26 protein-coding genes are annotated in these 24,843 nt (G+C 67.0%); 14 read left to right on the forward strand and 12 right to left on the reverse strand.

Translation table 11 applies throughout. The annotated features are described in order from the left end of the window. Positions 1-3 precede the first annotated feature (3 nt). Positions 4-1,215, forward strand: coding sequence for a PQQ-dependent sugar dehydrogenase (locus J2X09_RS05465; protein ID WP_204732768.1), 1,212 nt, complete (start codon positions 4-6; stop codon positions 1,213-1,215). Between the two features lie 26 nt (positions 1,216-1,241). Next, a complete protein-coding gene (tgt, locus tag J2X09_RS05470; RefSeq protein ID WP_204732767.1) occupies positions 1,242-2,414 on the forward strand; it encodes a tRNA guanosine(34) transglycosylase Tgt in 1,173 nt (390 codons plus the stop codon). Here tgt and ygiD read toward each other — a convergent pair. The 6 genes from ygiD to J2X09_RS05500 all read right to left on the reverse strand — a co-directional run bounded on the left by ygiD (position 2,411) and on the right by J2X09_RS05500 (position 8,386). Beyond that, a complete protein-coding gene (gene ygiD / locus J2X09_RS05475; protein ID WP_204732766.1) occupies positions 2,411-3,298 on the reverse strand; it encodes a 4,5-DOPA-extradiol-dioxygenase in 888 nt (295 codons plus the stop codon). The two genes, tgt and ygiD, sit on opposite strands and share 4 nt — an antisense overlap. Before the next feature lie 104 nt (positions 3,299-3,402). After that, a complete protein-coding gene (locus tag J2X09_RS05480) occupies positions 3,403-4,467 on the reverse strand; it encodes a serine endopeptidase (protein WP_204732765.1) in 1,065 nt (354 codons plus the stop codon). A 25-nt stretch (positions 4,468-4,492) separates the two neighbouring features. Continuing rightward, positions 4,493-5,293 carry a DUF2145 domain-containing protein gene (locus tag J2X09_RS05485; protein ID WP_204732764.1) on the reverse strand — a complete coding sequence of 267 codons (801 nt, stop codon included), beginning with the start codon at positions 5,291-5,293 and terminating at the stop codon, positions 4,493-4,495. Continuing rightward, positions 5,290-5,745, reverse strand: a complete 456-nt coding sequence (locus J2X09_RS05490; protein ID WP_204732763.1) for a hypothetical protein — start codon at positions 5,743-5,745, stop codon at positions 5,290-5,292. Before J2X09_RS05490 ends, J2X09_RS05485 begins: the two co-directional genes overlap by 4 nt. 42 nt (positions 5,746-5,787) lie before the next feature. Further along, positions 5,788-6,294, reverse strand: a complete 507-nt coding sequence (locus tag J2X09_RS05495; protein ID WP_204732762.1) for a YiaA/YiaB family inner membrane protein — start codon at positions 6,292-6,294, stop codon at positions 5,788-5,790. Positions 6,295-6,430: 136 nt separating this feature from the next. Beyond that, complete coding sequence (locus J2X09_RS05500; protein WP_204732761.1) at positions 6,431-8,386, reverse strand: MFS transporter; 1,956 nt, start codon at positions 8,384-8,386, stop codon at positions 6,431-6,433. 301 nt (positions 8,387-8,687) lie between these two features. On the opposite strand from J2X09_RS05500, the gene J2X09_RS05505 reads away from it, so the two are divergent. Then, a complete protein-coding gene (locus J2X09_RS05505; RefSeq protein ID WP_204732760.1) occupies positions 8,688-9,419 on the forward strand; it encodes a helix-turn-helix domain-containing protein in 732 nt (243 codons plus the stop codon). 7 nt (positions 9,420-9,426) lie between these two features. Next, positions 9,427-10,605, forward strand: coding sequence for an MFS transporter (locus J2X09_RS05510; RefSeq protein ID WP_204732759.1), 1,179 nt, complete (start codon positions 9,427-9,429; stop codon positions 10,603-10,605). Positions 10,606-10,666: 61 nt separating this feature from the next. Here the strand turns inward: J2X09_RS05510 and J2X09_RS05515 are convergent, their stop codons facing one another. Together J2X09_RS05515 and J2X09_RS05520 are read right to left on the reverse strand one after the other, a co-directional pair. Then, positions 10,667-10,831: a DUF1328 domain-containing protein gene (locus J2X09_RS05515; protein ID WP_204732758.1), complete on the reverse strand. Its 165-nt coding sequence runs from the start codon at positions 10,829-10,831 to the stop codon at positions 10,667-10,669. A 140-nt stretch (positions 10,832-10,971) separates the two neighbouring features. Then, complete coding sequence (locus J2X09_RS05520) at positions 10,972-11,604, reverse strand: response regulator (protein ID WP_204732757.1); 633 nt, start codon at positions 11,602-11,604, stop codon at positions 10,972-10,974. Positions 11,605-11,855: 251 nt separating this feature from the next. On the opposite strand from J2X09_RS05520, the gene J2X09_RS05525 reads away from it, so the two are divergent. From J2X09_RS05525 to J2X09_RS05550, 6 genes are all read left to right on the forward strand, one after another. Then, positions 11,856-12,095, forward strand: a complete 240-nt coding sequence (locus tag J2X09_RS05525) for a CsbD family protein (protein ID WP_204732756.1) — start codon at positions 11,856-11,858, stop codon at positions 12,093-12,095. Positions 12,096-12,158: 63 nt separating this feature from the next. Further along, positions 12,159-12,632, forward strand: a complete 474-nt coding sequence (locus J2X09_RS05530) for a BON domain-containing protein (protein ID WP_204732755.1) — start codon at positions 12,159-12,161, stop codon at positions 12,630-12,632. 104 nt (positions 12,633-12,736) lie between these two features. Further along, on the forward strand, positions 12,737-13,048 hold the full coding sequence (locus tag J2X09_RS05535) for a BON domain-containing protein (RefSeq protein ID WP_204732754.1): 312 nt from the start codon (positions 12,737-12,739) through the stop codon (positions 13,046-13,048). 174 nt (positions 13,049-13,222) lie between these two features. Continuing rightward, positions 13,223-13,624 carry a response regulator gene (locus tag J2X09_RS05540; RefSeq protein ID WP_204732981.1) on the forward strand — a complete coding sequence of 134 codons (402 nt, stop codon included), beginning with the start codon at positions 13,223-13,225 and terminating at the stop codon, positions 13,622-13,624. Positions 13,625-13,641: 17 nt separating this feature from the next. Further along, positions 13,642-15,039, forward strand: a complete 1,398-nt coding sequence (locus J2X09_RS05545; RefSeq protein WP_204732753.1) for a CHASE3 domain-containing protein — start codon at positions 13,642-13,644, stop codon at positions 15,037-15,039. Further along, positions 15,036-16,388, forward strand: coding sequence for a sensor histidine kinase (locus J2X09_RS05550; protein WP_204732752.1), 1,353 nt, complete (start codon positions 15,036-15,038; stop codon positions 16,386-16,388). Before J2X09_RS05545 ends, J2X09_RS05550 begins: the two co-directional genes overlap by 4 nt. A gap of 7 nt (positions 16,389-16,395) precedes the next feature. Here J2X09_RS05550 and J2X09_RS05555 read toward each other — a convergent pair whose 3' ends face one another. Further along, positions 16,396-16,560, reverse strand: coding sequence for a hypothetical protein (locus J2X09_RS05555; RefSeq protein WP_204732751.1), 165 nt, complete (start codon positions 16,558-16,560; stop codon positions 16,396-16,398). Positions 16,561-16,781: 221 nt separating this feature from the next. Here J2X09_RS05555 and pyk point away from each other — a divergent pair, with 221 nt between their 5' ends. Beyond that, positions 16,782-18,218: a pyruvate kinase gene (gene pyk, locus J2X09_RS05560; RefSeq protein WP_204732750.1), complete on the forward strand. Its 1,437-nt coding sequence runs from the start codon at positions 16,782-16,784 to the stop codon at positions 18,216-18,218. A 75-nt stretch (positions 18,219-18,293) separates the two neighbouring features. Here pyk and J2X09_RS05565 read toward each other — a convergent pair whose 3' ends face one another. Both J2X09_RS05565 and J2X09_RS05570 read right to left on the reverse strand, forming a co-directional pair. Further along, entirely contained in the window at positions 18,294-19,061 is a 768-nt protein-coding gene (locus J2X09_RS05565) for a DUF481 domain-containing protein (protein WP_204732749.1), read from the reverse strand. Between the two features lie 113 nt (positions 19,062-19,174). Then, positions 19,175-19,750, reverse strand: coding sequence for a phosphatase PAP2 family protein (locus tag J2X09_RS05570; protein WP_204732748.1), 576 nt, complete (start codon positions 19,748-19,750; stop codon positions 19,175-19,177). Positions 19,751-19,892: 142 nt separating this feature from the next. Here J2X09_RS05570 and fba point away from each other — a divergent pair, with 142 nt between their 5' ends. Then, on the forward strand, positions 19,893-20,957 hold the full coding sequence (gene fba, locus J2X09_RS05575; protein ID WP_204732747.1) for a class II fructose-bisphosphate aldolase: 1,065 nt from the start codon (positions 19,893-19,895) through the stop codon (positions 20,955-20,957). 60 nt (positions 20,958-21,017) lie between these two features. Here fba and J2X09_RS05580 read toward each other — a convergent pair whose 3' ends face one another. After that, complete coding sequence (locus J2X09_RS05580) at positions 21,018-21,845, reverse strand: IclR family transcriptional regulator (protein WP_204732746.1); 828 nt, start codon at positions 21,843-21,845, stop codon at positions 21,018-21,020. Positions 21,846-22,024: 179 nt separating this feature from the next. Here J2X09_RS05580 and J2X09_RS05585 point away from each other — a divergent pair, with 179 nt between their 5' ends. After that, positions 22,025-23,713: a long-chain fatty acid--CoA ligase gene (locus J2X09_RS05585; RefSeq protein WP_374726483.1), complete on the forward strand. Its 1,689-nt coding sequence runs from the start codon at positions 22,025-22,027 to the stop codon at positions 23,711-23,713. 40 nt (positions 23,714-23,753) lie between these two features. Further along, positions 23,754-24,749, forward strand: a complete 996-nt coding sequence (locus J2X09_RS05590) for a tripartite tricarboxylate transporter substrate binding protein (protein ID WP_204732744.1) — start codon at positions 23,754-23,756, stop codon at positions 24,747-24,749. The last annotated feature ends 94 nt before the right edge of the window (positions 24,750-24,843 follow it).

Consider the following 24,843-nt stretch of genomic DNA (forward strand, 5'->3'; position numbering starts at 1 on the left):
GCCATGCGTTCCCTTCTCTTCGCCCTGAGCGCCCTGCTGACAACGCCCCCATCGCCAGCCGCCGAGCCGCCGTACGCCACCCACGGCCAGTGCGATGGCCACCCCGGCGTGGCGCTGAGCGTGCCCAGGGGCTGGTGCGCAGGTCTGGTGGCGGACGCACGCGATGGCCTGCGCATGCCGCGCCGGCTGCTCGAAGTGGCACCGCAGCGGTTCTGGATCGTCGACATGGGCAACTGGGAGCCCCGCCGGGGCCGGCTGCTTGAACTGCGCACCGACGTCGCGCACGGCCAGCCGGGCCGCGTGCGTGTGCTCGCCAGTGGCCTGGACCGCCCCCACGGCCTGGCGCGTGGCCCGGACGGGCGCATCTACGTCGGCGAAGCCGGCACCGTGTGGCGCACACCGGTGGGCGATGCCGTGCAGCGGCAGGACGTGATCACGGGCCTGCCCGCCGACGGCGCGCACCCGCTCAAGGAGCTGGTGTTCACGCCGGACGGCCGCCTGCTGGTCAACGTGGGGGCGGCCACCGACGCATGCCGGGGCGACGACCAGCGGCAGCCCATGCCCTGCCCGGAACTCGGCGGTGAGCGACCACGGGCCGCGGTCTATGTGGCCCGCTTCGGTGGCACCGGCTTTGCCCTGGAGAGCTTCAAGCCGCTGGCCACCGGCCTGCGCAATTCGCTCGGCCTGGCCACCACCACCGCGCAGGACGGCCGCACGCGCCTGTGGCAGGCCGAGAACTCGGTCGACTACACCGACGCCAAACTGCCCGCCGAGGAACTCAACGAACTGAAGGACGGTGCGTCCTATGGCTGGCCGTACTGCGTGAGCGACGAGCGCGGCAAGGCCGTGCCCACGCGCGGCTACGAGGGCCGCGCGCGCTGCGGCGACCATGTGGCCGCCCACGCGGCCTGGCCTGCGCATGTCGCACCGCTGCAGTTGCTCGCCACGCCAGCGGGCGCCGGCCCCTTCGCGGGCCGCCTGCTCGCGGTCTGGCACGGCTACCGCACCGGCGGCCACCGCGTGGTGGCCTGGCGGCTCGACGCGCACGGCCAGCCCACCGGCACGCGCGAAGACCTGGTGAGCGGCTGGCAGGCCCAACCGGGTGTGCGCCCCCTGGGCACACCGGCCGGCATCACGCTCGACACCCACGGCCGCCTCTGGATCGTTGAAGACCGCAACCGCAGCGTGATCGTCATCGCGCGGCCACAACCCTGAACACCGACACCCCGAAGAGTCACACCATGCTCCAGTTCGACCTGCTCATCAACGACCCGGACAGCCACGCGCGCCGGGGCCGTCTCACGCTCAACCACGGCGAGGTGCAAACCCCCATCTTCATGCCCGTGGGCACCTACGGCACCGTCAAGGGCGTGATGCCGCAGAGCCTGCACGACATGGGCGCGCAGATCATCCTCGGCAACACCTTCCATCTCTGGATGCGCCCGGGCCGCGAGGTGATGCAGAGCTTCGGCGGCCTGCACGCCTTCGAGCAGTGGCACAAGCCCATCCTCACCGACTCGGGCGGCTTCCAGGTGTGGAGCCTGGGTGCGATGCGCAAGATCACCGAGGAAGGCGTGCACTTCGCATCGCCCGTCAACGGCGACAAGCTGTTCATGTCGCCCGAGGTGAGCATGCAGATCCAGACCGGCCTCAACAGCGACATCGTGATGCAGCTCGACGAGTGCACGCCGTACGAGACCAACGGTCACATCACCACCGAGGCCGAGGCGCGCAAGAGCATGGAGATGAGCCTGCGCTGGGCGAAGCGTTCGCAGGACGAGTTCGCACGGCTGCAGAACCCGAACGCGCTGTTCGGCATCGTGCAGGGCGGCATGTTCGAGCACCTGCGCCAGGAGTCGCTGGACGCGCTGGTGGCGATGGACTTTCCCGGCTATGCCATTGGCGGCGTGAGCGTGGGCGAACCCAAGGAGCAGATGCTCCAGATCATGGCCCACACGCCGCACCGCCTGCCCGCCCACAAGCCGCGCTACCTCATGGGCGTGGGCACGCCGGAAGACCTGGTGCAGGGCGTGGCCGACGGGGTGGACATGTTCGACTGCGTCATGCCCACGCGCAACGCGCGCAACGGCACGCTGTTCACCCGCTTCGGCGACCTCAAGATCCGCAACGCGCGCCACAAGACCGACCACCAGCCACTGGACACGACCTGCACCTGCCACGCCTGCGCCGGCAGCAGCGGCGTGAGCTGGGACCAGGGCGGGCGCGAAGGCTTCAGCCGCGCCTACCTGCACCACCTGGACCGCTGCGGCGAAATGCTCGGCCCGATGCTGACCACGATCCACAACCTGCACTACTACCTCAACCTCATGAGCGAGGTACGCGCCGCGCTGGACGCCGGCACCTTCAGCGCCTTCCGCGCGAAGTTCAAGGCCGATCGGGCACGCGGCGTCTAGCCGAACTGCAGGCAGCGCATGCTCAGCGTGCCGCTGTGGAAAGCTTCGAAGACGTGCTTCGGCACCTGGCCTGCATCGGCGGCGCCCAGCGCGTAAAGGAATGGCCAGTAATGGTCAGGCGTGGGTACCGCCATGCGCGCGGACATGTCCAGCCCGACGTAGTCCTGCAGCGATTTGTCTTCGCGCTGGTCCAGCGCGCGCTTGACGCGGTCGTCGAACGCCTGCGCCCAGGGGCGGCTGGCCGCCGCCTGCTCCGGCGTTGCGCGGTCGGTGGCGCGCAGGTTGTGCACGATGTTGCCGCTGCCGATGATCAGCACGCCCTGCTCGCGCAAGGCCTGCAGCTCGCGGCCCAGCGCGTAATGGAAGGCGGCGGGCTTGTCGTAATCGATCGACACCTGGAACACCGGCACGTCGGCCTTCGGGAACATGTGGTGCAGCACCGTCCAGGTGCCGTGATCCAGTCCCCATTCCGTGGTGGGCACGCTGGGGTTGGTGCGGATCAGCTTCGCAGCAGCGCGCGCCAGCTGGGGATGGCCCTTGGCGGGGTACTGCATCTCATGCAGTTGCCGGGGAAAGCCACCGAAGTCGTGGATCGTCGGCGGCACCTCATTGACTGTGACACCCGTCGCTCCGCTCGTGAGCCAGTGCGCCGAGACCACCAGGATCGCGCGCGGCGTGGCCAGCCGCTTGCCCCACGCGCCCAGTTCGCGGGTGAAGCGGTTGTCCGAGATGGCGTTCATCGGGCTGCCATGGCCGATGAACAGCACCGGCTGGCGTTGCGGCTTGCCGTTGGCCTGGGCGGGCACGGTGGTGCTGAGCGAGAGCAGCGCGGCAGACACCGCGCTCAGGGAGGTGGATTCGAGGAACAGGCGGCGGGAGAACATGGGGCGACGGCGGATGGGGAAATCGTGTGCCTTCCTGGCGAAAGGCAGATCGTAGAGAACGGAGCCCGCGACTTGGTTCCTGCGCCGCACAGAAATATGGCGGCTCAGACCGCTGGTGCATCGGGCGCGACCGTTCGCGCTGCCGGATCGCCGCACGAATGGCAGTACCGCGCGAAAGCGCTCTTGCGCGTCTGGCAGGCGCCGCAGCGGTTGTGCAGGCCCATGCCGCAGTGCGGACAGAAGTCGTTCTTCGGGTCCTTCAGATCCAGCACACGTTCACACCCCGGGCACACGCCCTTGGCCAGGCGCGTCTGCGCCAGGTCGTAGTCCAGCTCCTGGCGGCGCTGCCGGTCGGGCAAGGCCTCGGTCTGTTGCTGGCGCTCCAGGTAGCGCTGCAGCGCCTGGATCGCGTAGCGCCCGCCGATCACCGTGAGCACGATGCCGACGAGGTAGCGCACGTAGCCACCGTAGCTGGGCAGGTAGGGCACGAGCTCGACGAAGAACGCGAACAGCGCGAAGAAGATGAAGCCCCACACGAACGGCCAGTACGTGCTCTTGCGCTGCTTCGCGAACAGCCAGCCGGCCGCCACCAGCAGCGGCAGCGTGAGCGCCAGCCGGTAGAGGAACACGCGCAGTTCCTGCGCGCGCACCGCCGATTCGAAGGACTGGCGCGCGTCCTCCTGCATCTGATGGAGCTCGTCTTGCGCGCGCTGCTGCGCCTGCCGCGCGTTCAGTTCGGCCTGTTGCTGCACCTCGACCGCCGCCAGTGCATCGCGCTCGGTCTGGCGGTAGCTGTCGAGCTGGCGCGTGCGCTCGATCAGCTCCGGGTCCTGTTCGGGCCGTTGCGTGGCCTGCCGCGTGTTCAGCCAGTTGCCGAAAGTGTCGCGCGCCGCACGGTGGTTGGCCTGCGCGGCCTGGTGGCGCAGCTGCGCCTGGTCCAGCGCGTCCTGCGCCTCGCGGGCGGCGCGCTGCGCGGCCTCGATGGACTGCCGGACCTGCGGCGCCCGCTGCGGGTCGAGGAAGTCGTCGAGTGTGCGCTGCTGCTCCACCTGGGGCAGGTCGCCCACGACGGTGCTGCCCAGCCCCACCAGGAACCAGGCGAACACGAATGCCACCAGCCAGAGGCCCCGGTGAAACCACTTTTCGGACCAACGCAATGCCTTGCCCATGTTCTCTCCTTGAAAGTGGCGCGGCTCACAGCGCCAGCGTCTGCGGCGCAGAGGCCAGCCCGCCGCGCGAAAGCCATTCAAACACCGAGTCCACCGTCACGGTCTCGATGCGGTCCGAGAAACGTTTCTCGTTCGGATGGTCGTCGAACGCGACATTGGCCGTGCCGGCACGCGCGCCCAGCCGGGTGAAAGCGCCCAGCTTGAGCGTGCTGGGCTGGTAGCCCTTGAAGCGCAACCAGGCCTGCGCCTGCTCCCGCGTGGCCACGCCCGGCTCGGTGGCCATCGCCAACGTCTCGATGGCCCACTGGTTCGACTGCTGGTAGCGCAGGCCCCAGACGTAGCTCACGAGGTTGTACGAACGTTCGTGCAAGGCCACCGAGCGGCGGGAATCGTTCAGCAGATCGAACATCGGGCCTTGCAACGCGGGCGCCGGCACCATCCAGGCCGCTTCCTGGCGCCACAGGTCGTCCAGGAAGAACTCGCCCAGCCCCTGGCGGTAGAGGTCACCGGTGGCGGTGCCGCACTGGTTGAGTTTGTGCAGCACGCGCCAGGGGCCCTGGGCGGTCTTGTAGGCCCAGCCCAGGTGCGAGTAGCGCAACTGGTACTTGCTCAGGTCCTGCCCGGCGCGTGCCAGCAGCACCACGCGGGCGCCGCTGCGGGCGTGCTCGGCGTCCAGCGCCTGCGCGGTGCGCTGCGCCAGGGCCATGCCCTGTTCGATCGCACGCGGGGTGAGCGGCTTCTGCTCGCAGGAACGGCCTGCATGCGCCGTGGTGACAAGCCACAGCGCGGCGGCCAGCCCGCACACGAGACGTGTCACGCGGCTCATTGCGTCACCCGCTCGTTGTGCAGCAGGGCTCGGCCCAGCTCGTTCGGCACGAAGGCCAGCACCTCGCCCGCCGCCGACAGCAGCACACCCGTGCCGATCACACTCACCGTGACCACGGTGCCCACACCGATCACCACACCCGAGGCCGCGCGGCCGGCCACTTCCACGCTGGCGCGGGCACCGTCGGACGCACGCTCCAGCACATAGACCGTGCCCCGCGCAGTGCTCTCCACCGCCTTGACGATGAGCACCGCACCCGCGGTGGACAGCGCCACCGGCACCACGCTGAGCGCCGCGGCGCCCGCCGAGGCGGTGCCCACCACGGAAGCCACTGGCAACAGGGACAGCGCGGCCGAAGCCTCGCTCTGCGCACGGGCCGGGGTACTGCCGACCGCCAGGGCGAGACACAGACTGGCCACGATCGACATCGATTTCCATTTGTACGTGTTCATAAAAGACTCCAGAAGAAGAGGAAGGACAGGACAGCGGGGGGGTCATTCGGCGTGGGCAGCGGCAGCGCGTTCCTGCAGCGCCTGCTGGCGGCCCGCCATCTCGCCGCGCACATGGGCTTCGCTGAGGTCGGCCTCGTGGCGGTCGCGCAGCGTCTTGGCCAGCGTGAACGCGGAGGTGACGAGGTACAGCCAGCTCACGCCCAGGTAGGCGCGGTAGGTGTCGTTGATGTCCATGCGCAGCAGACCCCAGCCCGTCAGGCCCATGGCCACGGCGAAACCACCCCAGACCACCAGGCGCCACATGGGCGTCTCGGCTTCACCGCTCAGCGCGGCCTTCTGACCATCGCGCACCGCCTTGGACAGCACGAACACGGTGGAGAGACAGAACACGTAACCCATCACCATGAACGCGCGGTCCAGCGACTGCCCCGGCAGCCAAGCCAGGCCGGTCGCGCAGAGAAAGACGGCGACACCGAACGAGACCCACACCTGGATCTGCCAGGCACGGGTGTCGCGCATCACGATGAGGGGGGATCGGTTCGAGGCCATGTAAAACCCTTGGGGTTGTTGAGGAGCCGCGATGGTGCTGGCCGGCCGCCGGAATGGCGCCGGAATCTTCAACCTGTATCGTGAATTGGCTGCCAAGGTATCGCATTCCGATACCTATGGCCGATCACATCGCGCGTCAGCGCAGCAGCTGGGCCACCCGGTCGTGCAGACCTTCCGGTGTCACGGCACCGGCCGGCAGGGGTTCGCCCACGTTGAGCCCGACGCGGTTGAACAGCCCGCGCCGGAATGGCCGGACCATGGCGGTCTTCTCGCCGTTGCGCACTTCCACGCGGCTGAAGAACGAGCCCCAGAGGTTGGTCAGCGCCATCGGGATCACCGGCACGCGCAGGCCATCGGCCTCGGCGCGTTCGAGGATCTTCATCACCCCACCCTTGAAGGGCTGCAGCGTGCCGTCGGCGGTGATGCCGCCTTCGGGAAAGATCGCCAGCAGCTCGCCTTCGCGCAGCACGTCGGCGGCGGCATCGAAAGCGGCCTCGTAGGCGGCAGGGTCGTCCTTCTGCGGTGCGATAGGAATCGCCTTGGCGAGCCGGAACAGGCCACCGAGCACCGGCATGCGGAAGATGCGGTGGTCCATGAGAAAGCGGATCGGCCGCGGGCTGGCCGCCATCAGCAGCACGGCGTCGACGAAGCTCACGTGGTTGCAGACGATCACCGCCGCGCCGTCGGTGGGGATGTGCGCGTCCCCCGTCACCCTGAAGCGATAGACGCAGCGCGAGGCGACCCAGGCCACGAAGCGCAGCAGGTACTCGGGCACCAGCATGAAGATGTAGAAAGCCACCACGGCATTGGCCAGGCCCACCAGCAGGAACATCTGCGGAATGGTGAAGCCTGCCTTGAGCAGGGCCCCGGCGATGACCGCGCTGGCGATCATGAACAGGGCGTTGAGGATGTTGTTGGCCGCGATGATGCGCGCGCGGTGCGTGGGCTGGCTGCGCATCTGGATCAGCGCATACATGGGCACGCTGTAGAGCCCCGCGAACAGACTGAGCAGGGTCAGATCGGCCAGCACGCGCCAGTGGCCCGGCACCGCCATGAACTGCGCCACGCCCTGGCTGGCCACCGGCGGCAGGCCGCGCGAGGCGAAGTACAGGTCGATGGAAAACACGCTCATGCCGAAAGCCCCCAGCGGCACGAGGCCGATCTCCACATGCCGGCGCGAGAGCACCTCGCACAGCAGCGAGCCGGTGCCGATGCCGACGGAGAACACGATCAGCAGCAGCGAGGCCACCTGCTCGTTGCCGTGCAGCACTTCCTTGGCGAAGCTCGGGAACTGGCTCAGGAACACCGCGCCGAAAAACCACATCCAGCTGATGCCGAGCACCGAGCGGAACACCACCGTGTTGCCATGCGCGAGCTTGAGGTTGCGCCAGGTTTCGGTGAACGGGTTCCAGTTGATCTTCAGGCCGGGGTCGGTGGCGGGCGTGGCGGGCACGTAGTGCGCCGTCACGCGGCCCAGCACCGCCAGCGCCACGCAGCTGAAGCCGACGTGGTGGGCACCGATCTCGGGCACGGCGATGATGAGGCCGCCGGCCAGGTTGCCCAGCAGGATGGCCACGAAAGTGCCCATCTCCACCATGCCGTTGCCGCCAGTGAGTTCTCGCTCACCGAGGTGGTGTGGCAGGTAGGCAAACTTCACCGGGCCGAACAGCGTGGAATGCAGGCCCATCAGAAAGGTGCTGAGCAGCAGCAGCGGAATGTTCGCGCTGAAAAAGGCCCACGCCGCCAGCGCCATGATGAGCATCTCCAGCCGCTTCACGAACACGATGAGGGTCTTCTTGTCGTACTTGTCCGCCAGCTGGCCGCTGGTGGCGGAAAAGAGCAGAAAGGGCAGGATGAAGAGCGCCCCGATCACCAGGCCCGCCAGCGTGGGCGGCAACCAGGCCACCTGCAGCTGGTAGGTGACCAGCACCGTGAAGGCGAACTTGAAAAGGTTGTCGTTCGCCGCGCCCAGGAACTGGGTCCAGAAAAAGGGCGCGAAACGGCGCTGGCCCAGCAGCGCGAACTGGCCACCTTCATGGCCCGGCGCAGCGGGCACGTGGCCCACGGCGGTGGGGTTTGTGGAATGGCTCATGCGGTTCTCTCCTCCTGTTGCGTTGTATTCACTGGCCTGAGCGCACAAGGGCACCGCCCATGGCCCGCGGATTCTGCCGCAAGGCGCGCCACGGAGGTCGGGTCGCCAGTGCGAACAGGGCCGGCGGGACACAGGTTCGGTGCGGGATCGAAATGCATGAGGCGGCAAGGGTCGCCATGTCGGAGGCTCCGGGAGTGGGGGTGCACCGCAATGTCGCTGCCCGCGCGCCGCCCAGCATCGCATTCCGATACAGTCGCAAAAATCCAACCCTGAGGTATTGCATTGCGATACCTGTTTGACCATGAGCACCACCGCCGACCTTGTCCTGGCCCTCAAGAAAGAACTCAAGGCCGCACAGATGACCTATGCCGACCTCGCGCAGGCCATCGGCATGGCGGAGTCCAGCGTGAAGCGCATGCTGGCCAGTGGCGACATGTCGCTCTCGCGCGTGGACGAGATCTGCCGCGCGCTGCGGCTCGATTTCGCGGAGCTCTCGCGCCGCGTGGCGGACACGCAGCCACTGCTGCGCGAGATGACGCAGGACCAGGAACGCGCTGTGGTGGCGGACAAGAAGCTGCTGCTGGTCGCCATCTGCGTGCTCAGCCAGTGGACGGTGGAACAGATGACGGCGCAATACCGCCTGAGCGAGGCCGATTGCGTGAAGTACCTGGCGCAACTCGACCGCATCGGCATCATCGAACTGCGCCCGCTCAACCGCTACCGCCTCAAGCTCGCCAAAACCTTCCGCTGGCGCCCGCATGGCCCGGTGATGAACTACTTCCGCGAGCACGCGCTGCTGGACTACTTCGCCGGTGGGTTCGACGGCGCAGGCGAAGGCGTGATGCTGGTGCACGGCTCGGTGAGCCGCACGCTCGCGCCGGCCTTCCTGGAGCGGCTGCAGCGGGTGGCACAGGACTTTGCCCAGCAGCACCAGACGGACCAGAAGCTCGGCGAGAAGGACCGGGAGGGCTACACCTTGGTGCTGGCCATGCGCAGCTGGGAGTTCGAGGCCTTCACGCAACTTCGGCGCTGAGAAACGCATGAAGCAGAGCACCGTTCCGCGCCACGTCCTGCCCGTGCTGGTGCTCGCCCAGTTCATGGGCACCTCGTTGTGGTTTGCGGTGAACGCGGTCATGCCCGACCTCCAGCGCGAACTGGGCTGGCCGGCCAGCGCGGTGGGCACACTGACGTCGGCCCTCCAGTTCGGCTTCATCACGGGCACCCTGGTGTTCGCGCTGCTGGCCATTGCCGACCGGTTCGCGCCGCGCGCCGTGTTCCTGGTGTGCTCGCTGGCCGGTGCGGCCTGCACCGTGGGGGCGTGGTGGACGGTGCGCGACCACACAGCACTGCTGGTCTGGCGTTTTGCCACCGGCTTCTTCCTCGCCGGCATCTATCCGGTGGGCATGAAGATCGCGGCGCAGTGGTACTCGCGCGGTCTGGGCGGCGCGCTGGGCCTGCTGATCGGCGCGCTGGTGCTCGGCTCGGCCAGTGCACACGCGCTGCGTGCGCTGGGTGGCGCACTGCCCTGGCCCACGCTCATGCTCGGTGTGGCCACACTGGCGGCGGCCGGCGGCGTTCTGCTCTTCTGCTGCACGACAGACCCGCCGGGCATTCGCCCGACGGCGGCGACACTGCAGTGGCGTGCACTGGCCACGCTGTGGACCGATGCGCGCGTGCGCAGCTCGGTGCTGGGCTACTTCGGCCACATGTGGGAGCTCTACACGATGTGGGTGCTGGTCCCACTGGTGCTGGCCACGCGGCTGCAAGGCAGCGACCTGTCCTGGGCGGCGTTTCTCGTGCTCGGCGCGGGCGCGATCGGCTGTGCCGGAGGCGGCTGGGTGGCGCAACACCTGGGCAGTGCGCGGGTGGCCGGCACGCAGCTGGCCGTCAGCGGCGCCTGTTGCCTGGCCGCGCCTTGGGCCATGGACGCGCCCGCCACCCTCTTCTTTGCCTGGCTGGTGCTGTGGGGCATCACGGTATCGGGCGACTCGCCGCAGTTCTCCACGCTCACCGCGCGCAACGCGCCACCGCAGGCGGTGGGCAGCGTGCTCACGCTCACGAACAGCATCGGCTTTGCCATCTCCATCACCAGCATTCTTCTGTTCGTTTCGCTGGCCGAGCACGTGACGCTGGCGGCCCTCATTCCCTGGTTGGCGATCGGGCCGGTGCTGGGCCTGTGGGCCTTGCGGCCACTGTGGCGGGAAGAGTCGCGCACCTGAAAGCACCGAGGCCCCGACGGGTGTACCCGTCGGGGCCTCGGTGCTTCGCTGGGTCCTGTCGTCAGCGTCGACGGACGAGGCCGACCACGATGGAGACGAGCGCCATCACCAGGAAGATCACGAAGAGCAACTTGGCGATGCCGGCGGCGCTGGCGGCAATACCGCCAAAGCCCAGCACGGCGGCGATGAGAGCGATGACGAAGAAAACCACGGCGTAATGCAGCATGTCGAGCTCCTGTTTCCGGCCGGTGGTCCGGCCTTGGGTGGATTCACAACGCCTGCCGTTGTGATGACTCCACTGTAGGAGCGCCGCCAGTGAAAGGCTGCAAGCACGAACGCCGTCCTCGCGTAGGACGGCGCCGACACTCACTGGATGAGGCCGTTCTTGAGCGCGTAATAGGTGAGATCGCTGTTGCTCGTGAGCTTGAGCTTCTCGAGCACGCGCGTGCGGTAGGTGCTCACCGTCTTGATGCTCAGGAACATGGATTCCGCCATGTTGCCGATGGTCTCGCCCTTGGCCAGACGGAGGAAGACCTGCAGTTCGCGCTCCGACAGGAGTTCGTGCGGCGGCCGGTCGTTCTCGCCTGCGGCATTGTCCGCCAGCAGCTCGGCCACTGCCGGGCTGATGTAGCGTCGGCCGCGCGCGACGGTGCGGATGGCGTTCACGATGTCGTCGGGAGCGCAGTCCTTGTTCAGGTAGCCGCTCGCGCCGTAGCGCAGCAGCGTGGTGGCGTACTGGGCTTCGGGGAAACCACTGAGGATGAGCACCGGCAGGTCGGGAAAGCGGGCCTTGATCGCCTGGAGCGCATCGACACCGCTGTGATCGGGCATCGAGATGTCCATCAGCAACACGTCCACTTCGCCCCCGCGCACGAGCTCGAGCGCCTCTCGGCCGTTGTTGGCCTCGCCTGTCACCTTGATGTCCACATGCTCGGAGAGGAACTGGCGCAGGCCGGATCGCACGATGGCGTGGTCGTCGACGATACCGACTTTGATCATGATCTTATGGGGCTCTTGTTGATGCGGGGAGCAATTTAACAGGACATACCCCGGGGAGCAGTCGGACGCATCCTACAACCTGTTCCCTGGCATCGGCAATGTCCTACACAAGGGCGGCCAGCCGCCCGACATCCGTCGCGCCGCGCCTTTCCTACAGTGACACCACGGCACAACGCAATGCGTGTTCAACGCATACAAGCCGCAGCCGGTTGAATGACCGGCTCCCTGCAACCACAGCACAAGGAGTCACCATGAACTGGGATCGCATCGAAGGCAACTGGAAGCAAGTCAAGGGAAAGATGGTCGAACAGTGGGGCAAGCTCACCGACGACGATCTCGACGTGGTCGCCGGCCGCCGGGAACAGCTCGCCGGAAAGATCCAGGAACGCTATGGCGTGGCCAAGGACGAAGCCGAACGCCAGGTGGCGGACTGGGAACGCCGCGTCACCGACGACTGGTTCGACCGCCCCAACTCGAAAAAGCCGCACTGATGCGGCACCAGATCACACCTCATGAAACGCCGGCCTCGCCGGCACGCTGAAAGGACGCACATCATGAAACGCAATACCCGACTCGCCGCCCTCGCCGCCGCAGCCATGGCCACCAGCCTGATCGTGGCTTGTGGCCAGAAAGAAGACCAGACCGTGGGCCAGCGCATGGACAACACGGTGGAGCAGACGCAGGCCGCTGGCGCTGAGATGCGCGACGATGCAAAGGCTGCTGGCGCTGAACTGCGCGCCGATGCCAGCAACGCCGCTCAGGACATGAAGGCTGCCGGCAGTGAAGCTGCCGACAAGATCGCCACCGGCGCTGCCGATGTGGCGATCACCGCCAAGGTCAACGCCGCGCTGGCAGGTGACTCCCAGCTGAGCGCCCTCAAGATCGACGTGGACACCAACAACGGCCATGTGGAACTCAAGGGCACGGCCCCTGACCCCGCTGCCCGCGATCGCGCGACCGTCCTGGCCGCTGCTGTGGAAGGCGTGGTGAAGGTGGACAACCGCCTGACCGTCGAGGCCAAGGGTTAAACCCAAGCCATTTTCTGCTTCAGATGACCACCCCAGCCACCGGGCTGTCGTTCCATCGGCAGCCCGGTGACACCAACAGTCCAACAAACCCTGAGGAGAACCCCATGAAACTGTCGCATGTCCTTCTGGCTGTCGCTGCCGCCACCGCCATGGTTCAGATCACCGGTTGCGCCGTCGCGCGTGACCAGCAGACCGTCGGCGCCTATGTCGACGATGCCACCATCACCACCCGCGTGAAGGCCGCTTACGCCAAGGACCCCACGGTCGCCGCCACCTCCATCAACGTCGAGACCCTCAATGGCACGGTTCAGCTCTCGGGCTTTGCCAAGTCGGCGGCTGAAAAGAGCGCGGCGGAACGCCTGGCGCGTGACGTGAACGGGGTGAAATCCGTGAAGAACGACATCGTGGTCCGCTGACCACGAGACACCGCCTGCTGACCGTGTAGGACAACGCCTACATAAAAATCAGCATGGTCTGAAGCGCAGGCAGTCATAAACGCGGCATGATGGCCGCGTTTGTGCCTGCTGATTGCAACGCAATTGCGGTCACTGCGCTGAATGCCTCTCGATCGCTACCGCTTCGTCCACCCCATGTCACCGCTCAAAACCTTCATCGTCGAAGACAACAAGGTCATCTATGAGAACCTCGTGTCCACGCTGGAAGAGTTGGCGAATGTGGAAGTGGTGGGCCATGCCAAGGACGAGGAGACCGCCGTGCAATGGCTGCACCACGGCGAGCGCTTCGACCTCATGATCATCGACATCTTCCTTCTGACCGGGTCGGGTCTGGGCGTGCTCAAGGCAGCCCAGGATGCCCAGGTCGAAGCGCGCAGGGTGGTGCTCACCAACTACGCCACGCCGGACATACGCAAGCGTTGCGCTCTGCTGGGTGCCGACCGGGTGTTCGACAAGTCGTGCGAGCTGGAGGATCTGATCGCCTACTGCGAGCGCATCTCTGACGGTTCGGCCACCACGCCCGGCGGTATTCAGTAGGAACAGCGCGGCCACCGATGCCTTCTCCCCCCCTCCCTGGGCGCAGCGCGCCATGGCAGACCACGCTGGTCATCGTGCTGGCCGTCGTTCTGGCATTGGGGGCGGCGGTCGGGTCGGAATGGGCGTATCAGCGGGCCCTGAACTCGCTGGCCGGCCTGGGCGCGCGGGACAATGCGCGCACCGCCATCCAGACAGTCATGCGCCGCCTGCTTGATATGGAGACAGCCCAACGCGGCTACCTGCTGACCGGCCGGGCCCAGTACCTGTCACCCTACCAGGCCGCCGAATCCGATATCGCGCACGCCGTCAGCCGCCTGCGTGAGCATTACCGGAACGATGCCGAGCTGCTGCGCATGGTCGACGGCCTGCAGGAACGCGTGCGCGAGAAGATCTCCGAGGTCACCGAGACCATCGCCCTGTACGACGCCGGTTCCCATGCTGCCTGGCACGGCCTCATGCTCACCGACATCGGGCGCGAGAAAATGGAAGGCGTCCGGCGCGTGGCCGACGTGCTGCTGGTCACCGAGGAGCGCCGGGTTGCGAGCGAGCGAGCGGCCATCTACCGGACACTGGACCTGGGCCGCATGGCCGCGCACGGCCTGATCCTGCTCAGCCTGCTTGGCTATGTATTTTTTCTGCGCAAGAAACTGGCCTTGCAGAACAACCAGATCCAGCACGCCTTGCATCTGCAGGCCGAGCGCGATTCGCTGGAGCTGCAGGTGCGTCAGCGCACCGAGGAGCTCGCGCAGCTCAACCTGGGGCTGCAGGAAATGCGCGACGGCGAGCGCAGCGGGCTGGCCCGTGCGCTGCACGACGATCTGGGCGCCCTGCTCACCACCGCCAAGCTGGATGTGACCCGCCTGCGCCACGCGATCGACACCACCGACCCCGAAGTGGTCAACCGGCTCGACCATCTGAGTGCGGCGCTGGACGACGGCATCAGCATGAAGCGCCGCATGATGGAAGAACTCATGCCGCTGACGCTCCACAACCTGGGGCTGCAGAGTGCCATCGAACAGCAGGCCGGCGAATTCGAGCAACGGACGGGCGTGGCGGTCGAACGCGTGCTGCTGCCGGTGCTGCTGGAAGCCTCGGGCGAACAGGCACTCTTTGCCGTGGTGCAAGGCGCGCTCTCCAACGTGGAACGGCATTCGGGCGCGATGCAGGTATCGCTGCGCCTGGCACCCGATGGGGCCGACGCGCTGCTGGAAATCTTCGACAATGGGGCCGGTTTTGCAGGAACGCGCGGCACCGCTTCGGCCAAGGGACTCCGGAACCTGCGCCACCGCATCGAGTCCCTGGGCGGGCAGTTTTCCATCAACTCCCTGCCCGGTTCGGGCACCCGCGTTCAAGTGCGCCTGCCCATGCGACGCCAACCGGCGACCCCTTCTTCATCTGAGGCGAACCCCATATGAAGTTCAAGTACTCGATCGAACGCGCCGCGCGCAACCGATTCGGCATGCCGATCATCCTGGCGATGGCGCTCATCATGCTGGTGGTCAACGAAGCCAGCTACCAGCATTCGCGCTCCACATTGATGCAGGGCATCACGCTGAGCGACGCGCGCCAGCAGGCCGCCCGGACCCTGCAGGCACTCACCGACGCCGAGGTCGCCGTGCGCGCCTTCATGCTCAGTGCGCAACAGGCCGATCTCACGAACTACCGCGAAGCCATCAACGAGATGGAGGGTGTCCAGCAGGACGCCTTCAAACGGCTGGAGCAGCTCGATCCCGGCCGCACGGTGTCGATGGCAGAGGTGCGCAAACGCATCGAGGAGCGCACGGCCACGCTCAACCAGTGGGTGAGCATGACCGAGCAGGGGCGGCGCACGGACGCACAGACCCTGGCCGTGAGTGACCAGGGGCGGCTGCGCTACGCGGAGTTGCGGCAGGAATTCGAGTTCGTGCTGGAGCGGGCCGCAGCCATCCAGAAGAAAGCGCGCGTCTCGCTGCAGGACGCCATGATGATCAACCGCCTGGCCATCCACCTGCTGGTGGTGGTGGCCTGGGTCGCCCTGATCATGTTCGCGCGCCAGCTGCGCGAGAACGACCTGCGCCAGGCCGAGGAACACCAGCGACTGGCCACACAGGTGGCCCTGCGCACGACTGCGTTGCGCAACCTTGCCGGCCATCACGTGAGCGCGCGGGAGGACGAGCGCGGCCGCGTGGCACGCGAGCTGCACGACGAGATGGGTGGCCTGCTGACCGCGATGAAGCTGGACATCGCGCGCCTGCGCCGCGTCCCCGAGCTGCCGGGCCTCGCCCTGGAGCGGCTGGTCAGCATCGAGCAGCGCCTCAACGAGGGCATTGCCGTCAAGCGCCGCATCATCGAGCACCTGCGCCCGTCGTCGCTCGACCAGCTGGGCCTGATTCCTGCGCTCGACATGCTGTGCCAGGAAGCCGCCGGACGGTTGGGCATATCGGTGGACGCCCGCCTCTCGCCGGTGGAGTTGCACAAGGGCACGGAGCTCACCGTGTTCCGGCTGGTTCAGGAGTCTCTCACCAACGTGCAGAAGTACGCCAAGGCGAAGAATGTGTGGGTGGTTCTGGAGCAGCAGGACGCGAAGGTCTATGTCTCGGTGCGCGACGACGGCCTGGGCTTCGACATCGACAACGTGCCCGCCGGTCACCATGGCCTGCTCGGCATGCGGGTGCGGGTGGAATCGCACAGCGGCCATCTCGAGATCCACAGTGCCCCGAACCAGGGCACGCGCGTCGAGGCCGTGCTGCCGGCCGAGCCGACCGTCGAAGAAAAAGGCCGCTGAGCGCGGATCAGGGAGAGAGGGTGGTGGTCAGCGTGGCAACTGCCGTGCTCAGGCTCGACACCGCACGCACGAAATGCGCCTCGACATCCAGCCAGGGGTGGACGGCCGCGGCCGCCACGGCGATCACCAGGGTAGCGAGGTACCCCACGACAGAGAGAGCGGACAGATGCATGGGGATTCTCCGGTTGGCAACGGCGTTCCGGAGCGCTCCTTCCCGCATGGGCCCACTGTAGGGACAGCGCTGCAATATCACAGCCGGACGACGACGGCCCGCCGTGTCGGACGGCTCCTACACGACGTGCGCAGCGCCGGTAACCAGGTCGTAACTTGTTTCACGGATAATTGAAACCAAATTACAGACCGGCCTTCGGCCTTTTCGGAGACAGCCCCCCAATGAAGATCATTCGCGCCACCAAGATCGTTGCCACCCTGGGCCCTGCATCCAGCGACCCCGACCTGCTCGAACAGATGATCCGCGCAGGCGTCAACGTGGTCCGGCTCAACTTCTCGCACGGTACCGCCCAGGACCATATCGACCGCGCCACACTGGTGCGCGCGGCCGCCCAGCGCGCCGGCCGTGAGGTCGGCATCATGGCCGACCTGCAGGGCCCCAAGATCCGCGTCGGCAAGTTCGCGCAGGGCAAGGTGGTGCTGGAACCGGGCCAGCCCTTCGTGCTGGACGCTTCGCGCACCGAACCGGGCGACGTCGAAGGTGTGGGACTGGACTACAAGGAACTGCCACGCGACGTCAAACCCGGCGACACGCTGCTGCTCAATGACGGGCTGATCGTGCTCACCGTCAACAAGGTGACCGGTCCCCAGGTGCACACCACCGTGAAGCTGGGCGGCGAGCTGTCGAACAACAAGGGCATCAACAAGCAGGGCGGCGGCCTGACCGCGCCCGCGCTGACCGCCAAGGACATGGACGACATCAAGACCGCCATGGGCCTGAAGGCCGACTACGTGGCGGTGAGTTTTCCGAAGAACGCGACCGACATGGAGCTCGCCCGCCAGCTGTGCAACGTGGCCGGCGCGGCCATGAACCACAAGCCCGGGCTGATCGCCAAGATCGAGCGCGCCGAAGCGATCCCGGAACTGGCCGCCATCCTGAAGGTGTCCGACGGCATCATGGTCGCGCGTGGCGACCTCGCGGTGGAGGTGGGCAACGCGGCGGTGCCGGGCCTGCAGAAGCACATGATCCGGCTCGCGCGCGAGATGGACAAGGTGGTGATCACCGCCACGCAGATGATGGAGAGCATGATCGTCAACCCGGTGCCCACGCGCGCCGAGGTGAGCGACGTGGCCAACGCCGTGCTCGACGGCACAGATGCGGTGATGTTGAGCGCCGAAACCGCCGCCGGCCGCTACCCGCTCGAAACCGTGATGGAGATGGCCACGATCTGCTCGGAGGCCGAAAAGGCCGAATACCGCGAACTGTCGGCCGACTTCCAGGGCAAGACCTTCAAGCGCATCGACCAGTCGATTGCCATGGGTGCACTGTTCACCGCGCACCACCTGGGCGCCAAGGCCATTGTGGCGTTGACCGACTCGGGCTCCACCGCCCTGTGGATGAGCCGTCACAACGTGCGCATGCCGATCTACGCCATGACGCCCAACCTCTCGACCCAGCGGCGCATGACGCTCTACCGCAACGTGCGCCCGCTGCTCATGGACAACAGCACCGATCGCGATGCGGCCCTGCTCGATGCCGAGGCACATCTGAAAAAGCGCGGCATCGTGCAGACGGGCGATGTGTACGCCATCACCGTGGGCGAACCCATGGGCCAGCCAGGCGGCACCAACACCCTCAAGATCTGCAAAGCGGTCTGAACGAGAGCGCGTGATCCGGAGACATCCGGGGTCCGGCTTCGCCGGCCCGGGATGTCGCCCCCTTGAAGAGGGTGGTCAATCAAAGCGCAGCGACACGCCGGTCACGAACATCGTGTCGGCTTTCTTCAGGTTGGTGCCGGGATCGCTGTCGTAGCGGTAGCTCAGGCCTGCGGACAGGTTGATCGTCTGCGTCATCGCCACCGTCAGGCCGGTGTCGAGCACGGCGCGGAATTTGCCCGAATCGCGCAGGTCCGGGTAGATCGAAAACTTCTGGCGAAGGTTGGTGGTGTCTGTCAGCTTGTGGCTGGACTCCTCGGCCAGCACAAGCTCCAGGCGTCCGTAGCGGTCGCGCATGGCGCCCGCGATGTCGGTGGAGTTGACATAGCGGTCGTAGGTGTAGCCCAGACCGACGGACACATCGAAGAAGCCTCGGTCGTCCTGCCACACATGGCGCCCCACACCGCTGGCCACCGAGTAGCGGCCTGCGATGTTGGCGAGCCGGTCGCGCAACAGTTCGCCCGACCCGAAGCCGAACCAGTCCACCGAGAAGTCGCGGTTGTACTGGCTGCGCAGTCCGTAACGCTCGATGGTGTTCACGCCGGAACTGCGCGCGCGGTCGGCCCTGGCGGCCCAGGTCCATTTGTCGTCGTCGGTCTCCCGCGCGCCCTCGGCGGCCAGGTTCAGGGAACTCGCGTTGTTGTTGCCCGATGAGATGTTGGCGCCAGCCGTGATCAGGTAGCGCCACTGGCCATCGGGCTTGAGGGTAACCTGGGCCGACGCCAGCGAGGGCGCGAGCAGGGCCGAGACGGAGGTCAGCGTCGCGATCAGGGTGCGGCAGTGCATGAAGAGTCCTTTCTTGTTTCACATTGGGCATATCCCAGGAAGGACTCTCGTTGCCGCCGCCACAGTTCCCCCGGTTTTGTGACGATTGGTATCCACATCCAGGGAGGGGCGCCTCAGGCCCCGTCGGACCCGGCCAACGGGACGGCCCGTACCTCCACACCGCGACGACGGTTCAGCCAGCCGATACAGCGCCGCGAAGTCACTGCGCAGGCCGCGCCCAGCAACAGCCCCAGGGAAACATCCGATACGAAATGCAGGCCGAGGAAGACCCGGCTCCAGGCGATCGCCAGCGCCACGGCACCTCCACACAGCATCCACCACCGGACATGCCGGGGCGCAAACAACACCAGGGCAACGGCCCAGGCACCTGCAACAGCGGCATGGAAGCTGGGGAAGCCGGCCGTGGCGGCGTGGGCCAGCCATTGCAGGCCCACGCCCAGCTCGAACGGCCGGGCCACATGCACGGTCTCGCGCACGCCGCGCACCGCCAGCCAGGCCAGCACCATGGCCAGGCACACGCCCAGCAACTGCCGGCGCGCCACGGGGCCGAACAGCACCAGCGGGGCAAGCCCCACGGTGGCCAGGGCGGGAAGGTCGGTGGAAATCCACCGCGCCAGCGCGAGCAGCCAGGCGGGCGTGTCGACCGTGGCGTTGATCCAGAGGAAGAGGAAGGTGTCGAGTCGGGTCATGGTCGTGCCTGAAGTTCGACCCAGTCTGGCTCGCGCACATGAAGGGCGTGTGAAATGACACGCCGCCGTCACTTCCGGCCTGGAGGCCAAAAGTTAAAATGCCGGGTTACACCACGGTTACCAACTGATTAAGGGGATTCTCATGGCGCTCGTTTCCATGCGCGAACTGCTCGACCACGCCGCGGCCAACGGCTACGGCATTCCGGCGTTCAACGTCAACAACCTCGAACAGGTGCAGGCAGTCATGGCGGCTGCCGACGAAGTCGGTGCACCGGTGATCCTCCAGGCCAGCGCGGGCGCCCGCAAGTACGCTGGAGAACCCTTCATCAAGCACCTCATCCAGGCCGCGATGGAGGCCTACCCGCACATTCCGCTGGTGATGCACCAGGACCACGGCACCTCGCCCAAGGTCTGCGAAGGCGCGATCAACCTGGGCTTCGGCTCGGTGATGATGGACGGCTCGCTGATGGAAGACGGCAAGACCCCGGCATCGTTCGACTACAACACCGAGGTGACGCGCAAGGTGGTGGAGATGGCGCACAAGGTCGGCGTCACGGTGGAAGGCGAGCTTGGCTGCCTGGGCAACCTGGAAACCGGTGAAGCCGGCGAGGAAGACGGCATCGGCGCCGAAGGCAAGCTGGACCACAGCCAGATGCTGACCGACCCCGAAGAGGCCGCGCAGTTCGTCAAGGCCACGCAGCTCGACGCGCTGGCCATCGCCATCGGCACCAGCCACGGCGCCTACAAGTTCAGCCGCCCGCCCACTGGCGACATCCTCGCCATCAGCCGCGTGAAGGAAATCCACCAGCGCATTCCCAACACCCACCTGGTGATGCACGGCTCTTCGTCCGTGCCGCCGGAACTGCTGGCGATCATCAACCAGTACGGCGGCAAGATGAAGGAAACCTACGGCGTGCCGGTGAAGGAAATCCAGGAAGCCATCAAGCACGGCGTGCGCAAGATCAACATCGACACCGACATCCGCCTGGCCATGACCGGCGCGGTGCGCAAGTTCCTGGCCGAGAACCCCGACAAGTTCGACGCCCGCGAATGGCTCAAGCCCGCGCGCGAGGCCGCCAAGGCGGTCTGCAAGCAGCGCTACCTGGAATTCGGCTGCGAAGGCCAGGGCAGCAAGATCAAGGGCGAGAGCCTGCAGGTGGTGGCGGCCAAATACGCCAGGGGCGAGCTGGCCCAGGTCGTGAACTGATCTCTCCGGTCCCCTGGACAAGCGCCACCCTCGCGGTGGCGTTTTTCATGGGCGAGGTGTTCAATCCTCCCAGGCGGCGGCCTGGATCGCAGCCACGATCTCGCGCCCCGTGCGCACCAGCGCCGGTCCGAAGTCCTCGTGCAGCAAGGTGCCCTGCAACCGTGACGCCGGCCCACCCACGGTGAGGGCCAGCGGCTCCCGGCCATCGCCCAGGTCGATACCCACGCCAATGGCCGCGATCTCGCTCTCCCATTCCGATTCCGACACGGCGTAACCGCGCCGGGCGCACTCGGCCTCGGCGCGCCGCAGACCGGCCTCGCGCTCGGGCCACAGGCTCGCGTCCTGCGCGCGCAGCCGGCGCGCCATGAGGTCCTGCATGCCGGGGGTGGCGGCACACCAGATGGCACGGCCCATCGCGGTTTCGGCGAACGGCAAGCGGGTGCCCACGTCCAGCCCGAGGATGAGGCGTGCCGTGCTGCGGCAATGCGCCACGTACACCACCGACGTGTCGTGCCGCACGCCGAGCGAAATCGCGGCCTGCGTGTGTTCGGCCAGGGCCTCCATGAAAGGCCTTGCAATGCGGCCAACCTGGAAGTTCGACAGCACGCTGAAACCCAGCGACAGCACCGCAGGACTCAGCGCGTATTCGCCCGTGCTGGCCCGATGTCGCAGGTAGCCCAGGCTGGTGAGCGTGTAAGTCAGGCGCGAGACGGTGGCCTGCGGCAGGCCGGTGCGTCGCGCCAACTCCTGGTGGGCCAGCCAGCGATCCGATGGAGTGAAACATCGCAGCAGCGTGAGGCCCCGCGCCAGCGCGGTGACGAAACGGCGGTCCTCGCTCGGGTCCACCTCGTCGAGCGGGCTGATGGTCGCGTGGCGCTGCCGCCCCATGGCGTCTCCTTTTTCTGCAGATCGGAATATCTCGCAACGATATTCCGCACATCGGAATTTTCGCCCGCGTTCGTCGCCTCAACCATGATCGCTTTCCCTGATTGGCGTTTACAGCGCTCCCAAGCGGCACGTATATTGACCTTCAGCCCACCAATTTTCCGCCCAGCGGAATGAAGGACATGCCCCAGAACACGGCCCACTGGCCGCCAGGCCTGCCACGGCACCTCACGCTGCCGCAGACGCACGTCTTCTACAACCTGGAAGTGTCGGCAGCGCGCTTCCCCGACAAGCCTTTCACTGTCTTCTACGACACACCGTTGACCTACGCGCAATTCCTGCGCGAAACGGAATATCTGGCAGGGCATCTGCAGCAGGTGTGCGGCGTGAAGTCCGGCGATCGTGTGCTGCTGTGCATGCAGAACAGCCCGCAATGGGCCCTGGCTTTCTACGCCATCCTGCGGTCCAACGCGGTGGTGGTGCCGGTGAACCCGATGAACCGTGTGGAGGAGCTGCGCCATTGCCTCACGGACAGCGGTGCGCAGGTCGCCCTCGTGGCGCAGGACCTGCTGCCCCAGGTGGGGCCCCTCGTCGATGCCACGGGCGAAGGCCTGCGCCATGTGGTGGTTGCCACGTACAGCGATCACCTGCGCGCGCCGACCGACCTGCGCGTGCCCGACTTTGTCGCTGCACCGCGCCTGCCGCTGCAAGCTGAAGGCATGGTTGCCTGGGCCGACGCGGTCGCCGCCGGGCGAGTGCCCGGGCCGCTCACCACCGGCCCCGAAGACCTCTGTGCCATGCCCTACACCTCGGGCACCACCGGTCTGCCCAAGGGCTGCATGCACACGCACCGCAGTGTGATGAGCACGCTGGTGGGCGGTGTGCGCTGGTTCGGCACCACGCAGGACGCGGTGTGTCTGTCCGTGCTGCCCTTCTTCCACGTCACGGGCCTGTCGGGCAGCCTCAACGGGCCGCTGTACGCGGGTGCCACCATCGTCGTGCTCTCGCGCTGGGACCGTGAGGTCGCCGCGATCTGCATGCAGCGTTACCGCGTCACGATGTGGCAGGCCATCTCCACCATGGTGATCGACTTCCTGGCACACCCTGAGCTGGACCGCTTCGACCTGAGTCACCTGGCCTGCGTGCGGGGTGGCGGTGCCGCCATGCCCGATGCGGTGGCCGCGCGGCTGCAGGCCCTCACCGGTCAGGCCTACATCGAGGGCTATGGCATGTCCGAGACCATGGCCGCCACCCACATCAACCCGCTGCACCGGCCCAAACGCCAATGCCTCGGCCTGCCGGTGTTCGACGTCGACGCCCGCGTGGTCGACCCCGACACCCTGACCGAGCTGCCCGCAGGCGACACCGGCGAGATCGTGGTGCACGGGCCGCAACTGATGCAGGGCTACTGGCACAACCCGCAAGCCACTCGGGAGACCTTCGTCGACATCGACGGCAAGCGTTTCCTGCGCACCGGCGACCTCGGGCATGTCGACGCCGACGGCTACTTTTTCATGACCGACCGCCTCAAACGCATGATCAATGCGAGCGGCTTCAAGGTCTGGCCCGCCGAGGTGGAGGCGCTCATGTACCACCACCCAGCCATCCAGGAGGCCTGCGTCATCGGCGTGCGCGACGCGCGGCGCGGCGAGACCGTCAAGGCGCTGGTCGTGTTGCGCAAGGAACACCGCGGCCGCGTGAGCGAAGACGACGTGATCGCCTGGGCCCACGAGCACATGGCCGCCTACAAGAGCCCGCGCATCGTGGAGTTCGTGGAGACGCTGCCCCGCTCGGGCAGCGGCAAGGTGATGTGGCGCGAACTGCAGGAACAGCAGGCCGCGCGCGACGCGACAACCGGGCATTTCCCCTGAGCAACCGCCAACCGGCATTCCCACAAAAGGAGACAAGCGCATGAAGAACACGACTCCCCCATCCAGACGCCGCCGCGCGCTGATGCTCGCTGCAGCGGCCGGCATCGGCGTGGCCCAGTTCGGCCTGGCCCATGCCCAGTCGCAGGCCTACCCGAACCGGCCGGTGACCCTGATCATTCCCTGGCCCGCCGGCGGCTCCACCGACCGCCACCTGCGCGCGCTCGCCGAGATCGCCAGCAAGCACCTGGGCCAACCCATCGTGGTCGAGAACCGCCCCGGCGCGGGCGGCACGCTCGGCCCTGCCACCATGGCACAGACGGCCAAGCCAGACGGCTACACCATCGCCCAGTTCCCGCTCGGCCTGCTGCGCATGCCGCACATGCAGAAGACCAACTGGGACCCGCTCACCGATTTCACCTACATCATCGGTGTCTCGGGCTACACCTTCGGCCTGACCGTCAAGGCCGACTCGCCCTACAAGACCTTCAAGGACTACATCGAGGCCGCGCGCAAGCAGCCCGGCGCGATCAACTACGGCTCCACCGGTACCGGCAGCAGCCCGCACCTGCTGATGGAAGAACTCGCCGGCAATGCCAAGGTGCAACTCACGCATGTGCCGTTCAAGGGCAACGCCGACCTGCAGGCCGCCCTGCTGGGTGGCCACGTGATGGCGCAGAGCGATGCCAGCGGCTGGGACAAGTACGTGGACGGTGGCCAGATGCGCCTGCTGGTGACCTTCGGCGAGCAGCGCACCCAGCGCTGGCCCGAAGTGCCCACCGCGCAGGAGCTCGGCTACGGCGTGGTGTCCACCTCGCCCTACGGCCTGGCCGGCCCCAAGGGCATGGACCCGGCCGTGGTCAAGGTGCTGCACGACGCGTTCAAGAAGGCGATGGACGACCCGAAGCACATCGAGGTGCTGGGCCAGCTCAACCAGGCCATGTGGTACCGCAACGGCGAGGACTACCGCAAATGGGCGGTCGATACCTATGCCAAGGACAAGGCGCTGATCGAGCGGCTGGGGCTGGCGGCCAGGTAGTTGCCGCACGCCGGGAGTCGGCTTTCGACCCCGGGTCTTCGCCAACTTGCGATAATCCGCCGGAATGGTTCAAAGCCCGTTGGCTGTTCAACGG

It is taken from the genome of Hydrogenophaga laconesensis (assembly GCF_031457235.1).
Taxonomy (GTDB): Bacteria; Pseudomonadota; Gammaproteobacteria; order Burkholderiales; family Burkholderiaceae_C; genus Hydrogenophaga; species Hydrogenophaga laconesensis.

Excerpts from the sequence above, each read along its gene's own strand:
- J2X09_RS05465 (WP_204732768.1), top strand. The coding sequence starts at position 4 with ATGCGTTCCCTTCTCTTCGCCCTGAGCGCCCTGCTGACAACGCCCCCA.
- tgt (WP_204732767.1), top strand. The coding sequence starts at position 1,242 with ATGCTCCAGTTCGACCTGCTCATCAACGACCCGGACAGCCACGCGCGC.
- ygiD (WP_204732766.1), bottom strand. The coding sequence starts at position 3,298 with ATGTTCTCCCGCCGCCTGTTCCTCGAATCCACCTCCCTGAGCGCGGTG.
- J2X09_RS05480 (WP_204732765.1), bottom strand. The coding sequence starts at position 4,467 with ATGGGCAAGGCATTGCGTTGGTCCGAAAAGTGGTTTCACCGGGGCCTC.
- J2X09_RS05485 (WP_204732764.1), bottom strand. The coding sequence starts at position 5,293 with ATGAGCCGCGTGACACGTCTCGTGTGCGGGCTGGCCGCCGCGCTGTGG.
- J2X09_RS05490 (WP_204732763.1), bottom strand. The coding sequence starts at position 5,745 with ATGAACACGTACAAATGGAAATCGATGTCGATCGTGGCCAGTCTGTGT.
- J2X09_RS05495 (WP_204732762.1), bottom strand. The coding sequence starts at position 6,294 with ATGGCCTCGAACCGATCCCCCCTCATCGTGATGCGCGACACCCGTGCC.
- J2X09_RS05500 (WP_204732761.1), bottom strand. The coding sequence starts at position 8,386 with ATGAGCCATTCCACAAACCCCACCGCCGTGGGCCACGTGCCCGCTGCG.
- J2X09_RS05505 (WP_204732760.1), top strand. The coding sequence starts at position 8,688 with ATGAGCACCACCGCCGACCTTGTCCTGGCCCTCAAGAAAGAACTCAAG.
- J2X09_RS05510 (WP_204732759.1), top strand. The coding sequence starts at position 9,427 with ATGAAGCAGAGCACCGTTCCGCGCCACGTCCTGCCCGTGCTGGTGCTC.
- J2X09_RS05515 (WP_204732758.1), bottom strand. The coding sequence starts at position 10,831 with ATGCTGCATTACGCCGTGGTTTTCTTCGTCATCGCTCTCATCGCCGCC.
- J2X09_RS05520 (WP_204732757.1), bottom strand. The coding sequence starts at position 11,604 with ATGATCAAAGTCGGTATCGTCGACGACCACGCCATCGTGCGATCCGGC.
- J2X09_RS05525 (WP_204732756.1), top strand. The coding sequence starts at position 11,856 with ATGAACTGGGATCGCATCGAAGGCAACTGGAAGCAAGTCAAGGGAAAG.
- J2X09_RS05530 (WP_204732755.1), top strand. The coding sequence starts at position 12,159 with ATGAAACGCAATACCCGACTCGCCGCCCTCGCCGCCGCAGCCATGGCC.
- J2X09_RS05535 (WP_204732754.1), top strand. The coding sequence starts at position 12,737 with ATGAAACTGTCGCATGTCCTTCTGGCTGTCGCTGCCGCCACCGCCATG.
- J2X09_RS05540 (WP_204732981.1), top strand. The coding sequence starts at position 13,223 with ATGTCACCGCTCAAAACCTTCATCGTCGAAGACAACAAGGTCATCTAT.
- J2X09_RS05545 (WP_204732753.1), top strand. The coding sequence starts at position 13,642 with ATGCCTTCTCCCCCCCTCCCTGGGCGCAGCGCGCCATGGCAGACCACG.
- J2X09_RS05550 (WP_204732752.1), top strand. The coding sequence starts at position 15,036 with ATGAAGTTCAAGTACTCGATCGAACGCGCCGCGCGCAACCGATTCGGC.
- J2X09_RS05555 (WP_204732751.1), bottom strand. The coding sequence starts at position 16,560 with ATGCATCTGTCCGCTCTCTCTGTCGTGGGGTACCTCGCTACCCTGGTG.
- pyk (WP_204732750.1), top strand. The coding sequence starts at position 16,782 with ATGAAGATCATTCGCGCCACCAAGATCGTTGCCACCCTGGGCCCTGCA.
- J2X09_RS05565 (WP_204732749.1), bottom strand. The coding sequence starts at position 19,061 with ATGCACTGCCGCACCCTGATCGCGACGCTGACCTCCGTCTCGGCCCTG.
- J2X09_RS05570 (WP_204732748.1), bottom strand. The coding sequence starts at position 19,750 with ATGACCCGACTCGACACCTTCCTCTTCCTCTGGATCAACGCCACGGTC.
- fba (WP_204732747.1), top strand. The coding sequence starts at position 19,893 with ATGGCGCTCGTTTCCATGCGCGAACTGCTCGACCACGCCGCGGCCAAC.
- J2X09_RS05580 (WP_204732746.1), bottom strand. The coding sequence starts at position 21,845 with ATGGGGCGGCAGCGCCACGCGACCATCAGCCCGCTCGACGAGGTGGAC.
- J2X09_RS05585 (WP_374726483.1), top strand. The coding sequence starts at position 22,025 with ATGCCCCAGAACACGGCCCACTGGCCGCCAGGCCTGCCACGGCACCTC.
- J2X09_RS05590 (WP_204732744.1), top strand. The coding sequence starts at position 23,754 with ATGAAGAACACGACTCCCCCATCCAGACGCCGCCGCGCGCTGATGCTC.